General features: G+C 55.4%; 1 protein-coding gene. It reads left to right on the top strand.

Features of this window, described 5'->3' with window-relative positions; genetic code table 11:
- A partial coding sequence (locus D6694_01970) for a hypothetical protein (protein RMH47406.1) occupies positions 1-1,207 on the top strand: 1,207 nt, incomplete at its 5' end.
- Positions 1,208-1,322: the final 115 nt, after the last annotated feature.

The raw sequence follows: 1,322 nt of genomic DNA, 5'->3' as shown, positions 1-1,322 counted from the left end.
TGCCACCTACGGCGGGCTGCGTTTGTTCAGTGAACAACTGCCATCGGTCGCCGACCGGCTGGATGGGCAAGTCATTGAGGAATTTGCCGAGGCCATGGCGGATGTGTTCGGAGACCCGTCCGAACAGATACGTGCTGAGCTGCGCGAATTTTTCCCCGCCCTGGATGAAGACCACTTGTACCCGGACTTCATGAACGATCCCAATGTGCGAGAGGCGTTTGCGGCCTTTCGGGATACGGCTTTTCGGCGCCGTGTGTTGAAATGGGAACGAGAAAACCCGCGTAAAAAACACCGTTTCCTGGCGGCCTGGACGGACTACATGGCGCAGCCACCCATAAGTGGCATTGTCCTGCGACAGAGCGCACTCATCAACCTGGTGAGCACACTCGAAATTTTCGTAGATGGGGTGGTGAAAATCTATCGCGAGCAAGTCGATCCCGGATATGCCATCAAAAAAATTCCGAACTGGAAAGACCGTTGGGATGCGCTACAAAAGATTGTCCCATCTCCGCTTTGGCAGGGGTATCAGGCCCCGTTGCGGGAAATCATCGCCCGGCGTAATGCCCTCATCCACCAGGGCGGGCGCATCACAGCCGGTGGCTATCTCAAACAGACCAGGGAAGTAACCACGCTCCGTCCGCCAGGTGCAGCGGAAGGGTGGCTTTTGCTCGTCCCCACGAGTTACCTGCAAGAGGCGTTCGATACGGTCATTCTGTTTGCTTTTGCGCTTAGCCAATTCGCATGGCGGGAGTGGCGAAAGCCGCGTCGCTCTCAGATTGCCGACAAACTTGCCAGTGATTTTCTCTACCAAACCCTGCGCCCAAAACGTCATGCTCTGGTGGAAAGACTCGCAAGCATCGCGGTAGAAGTACGTCCCGGTTGGAAATATCGGCAAACCATGCTGGTCAACTGGGCGATTGCCTGTCGTGAACAAGGCAAAGGCGATGAAATGAACCGCGTCCTTGCCCAGTTGGAAGCACGTAAAAAGCATCGTCAGGAAACCAAAGCAGCAATTCATATCTTGCGCCAACGCTTTGATCAAGCACGGGCCTTGATGAAGGCAATGGCAGAAAAAGGCGAGCTGAATAAAAGGATGTCTCCATACTGGCCACTTTTTGAGCCGATTCGAGATAAGCCTTGGCTCAACAATCTGTTCAAGGCATCGTATGGCACCTTGCCCCGTTCCAGAAAACGGCGGCAATCATAATTCTCTTGGAGCCCATCCATGCAAACCGAACTGACTTCCCCCGGCCCGCTGCTTCTGCCCGATGGACGCCTGGCGCAGGTCGGCTGGGCGCGTCAACCGCTGCTGGACTGCAATC

This window comes from Gammaproteobacteria bacterium (assembly GCA_003696665.1).
Lineage (GTDB): Bacteria > Pseudomonadota > Gammaproteobacteria > Enterobacterales.
This window is presented reverse-complemented; position numbering and strand designations above follow the sequence as displayed.